Below are 1,604 nucleotides of genomic sequence, written 5' to 3'. Positions count from 1 at the left end.
AGGGTGAGCGTGCCGGAGCCCGTCTTCGTCAGAGACCCCGAGCCCGAGATGTCGCCGGTGAGAGTGAGCGTATCGCCCGCATTGGCGACAGCGATGGAGCTTGAAGTGCCCGTGGTGAGCGTGATGGCTCGATCCGAGGAGAAGCCGGCCGTAGCGAGCAGGGTGCCACCGGATAAGGTCAGCCCGCCGGACGCGGCTCCGAGATTGGCGTCCGACGAGACGGACAGGGTTCCGGCGGAAATCGTGGTGCCACCGGTGTAGGTGTTGTTGCCCGTCAAAGTGAGGGTGCCGGAGCCGGACTTGGTGAGGGCACCGTCACCGGAGATGGTCCCGTTGAGGGCGAGGGTGTCACCCGCGTTGGCGACGGAGACCGTGCTGTCTGTTCCAGCAGACAGGACAACGCCGCGCGAAGAGGAGAACGACGACGTCGCCTGGAGCGTACCACCGGCGAGGGTGAGGGTCCCCGTGCCGAGATTGGAATCTGAGGAAACGGACAGGGTTCCGGCGGAAATCGTGGTCCCGCCCGTATAGGTGTTCGTTCCCGACAGCACGAGCGTACCGGCACCGGTCTTGACGATATCGCCGGGAACGGAGCCGTCTTTGAGGGTGCCGGAGATGGTGCTGGTGCGTCCGGCAGCGACGTTGAGCGTCGGGTCGCCGGACAGGATGACGGTATTGGAGAGGGTGATGTCGTCGCTCGCGAAGTCGAGCGCCGTCCACTCGCTCATCGCAAGCGTGCCCGTCCCCAGCGCGCTGTTCGACCCGATCGAGATCGTGCCGGCAATGAGGTTCGTGCCGCCCGTATAGGTGCTGTCCCCGGTCAGTGTAAGCGTCCCGGAGCCGGTCTTGGTGACGGTGCCCGAACCGGAGATGACGCCGGCATAGGTTCCGTCGCCAGCTTGGTCGAAGGTGAGGGTGGCGTTGTTGGCGATGTTGCCCTGCAGGCTCATCGCATCGCCGACAAGGGCGCCTGCCGCAACCGTTGTACCTCCGGTGTAGGAATTGGCCCCGGTGAGACGCAGAGTTCCGAGCCCGGTCTTCGTGAGCGAGCCGACATCTGAGAAGAGGCCGGAAAGGATGAGTTCGTCGGCGGCATTCGCGACGGCAACGGTACCGCCGCCACTCTGGAGGGTGGCGTCGCGGGCCGAGGAGAAGCTTGCGGTCGCCTCAAGCGTACCTGCGTCGAACGTCAGGTTTCCGGTCGCTGCTCCGAGGTTGGCGTCAGCAGAGATAGAGAGGACGCCCCCTCCCACAATAGAGGTCCCACCGGTGTACGTGTTCGCGCCGGACAGAACCTGCGTCCCGCCGGACAGCGTCACCGTGCCCGTGCCCGAGATCACGCCGGAGAACGTGCCCGCTGCCGCCGTCAGCGTCAGCGCCTTGCCGCCAAGCGTCACCGAACCGGCACCCGCCAGGCTCTTGATCGACGCCCCGCTCGTGGTTCCGCTGATGTCGAACGTGCCCGTCGCCGTCACACCGCTCGAAGAGGCGATCGAACCCGTCCCCGACAGCGCGAGCGTCGCGCCGGACGAGACCGTGGTCCCGCCGGTGTACGTGTTCGCGCCCGACAGCGTCTCGGTGCCGCCGGACAGCGTCAGCGCGCC

General features: G+C 66.6%; 1 protein-coding gene. It reads right to left on the bottom strand.

All coding sequences use genetic code 11. The annotated features are described in order from the left end of the window. Positions 1-1,604, bottom strand: a 1,604-nt coding sequence (locus BUF17_RS21960) for an autotransporter-associated beta strand repeat-containing protein (protein ID WP_175563775.1), incomplete at both ends; no start/stop codon positions are given.

This window comes from Pseudoxanthobacter soli DSM 19599, assembly GCF_900148505.1.
GTDB lineage: Bacteria > Pseudomonadota > Alphaproteobacteria > Rhizobiales > Segnochrobactraceae > Pseudoxanthobacter > Pseudoxanthobacter soli.
This window is presented reverse-complemented; position numbering and strand designations above follow the sequence as displayed.